The sequence below is a fragment of the Bradyrhizobium sp. Kon56 genome (genome assembly GCF_055807635.1).
In genome coordinates this window covers 1-281 of record NZ_JBVVOU010000376.1, presented here as the reverse complement: position 1 = coordinate 281, position 281 = coordinate 1, and the positions used below count along the sequence as shown (strand labels likewise).

Sequence of the window (281 nt, the reverse complement as noted above, 5' to 3'; positions counted from 1 at the left end):
GCGCCGCGGCCGCGTTGCTGTACTTCAGCATCGCGTTCGGCAAGGTCACAATTTCCACGCTGAACTCCTACGGCAGCTTCATGTGCATTGCCACCATCATCAGCGGCTTCCAGGGTCACCTGCGGGTATCGCGCCTGCAGCGCCTGCTGTTCGTACTGGCGATCGTCGGCACGGCCACCCTGATCGCACTGCTCGGCCAGCACTCGTTCCTGGGCGCGTTCAAGTCGTTCATCCTGTTCCTGCTGGCGTTCTTCACGCCCTGGAGCGCGATCAACCTGGTG

1 protein-coding gene is annotated in these 281 nt (G+C 62.6%); it reads left to right on the top strand.

Translation table 11 applies throughout. The features are described from left to right. On the top strand, positions 1-281 hold a 281-nt coding region (locus AC0L3B_RS39360), incomplete at both ends, for a hypothetical protein (protein ID WP_473383180.1).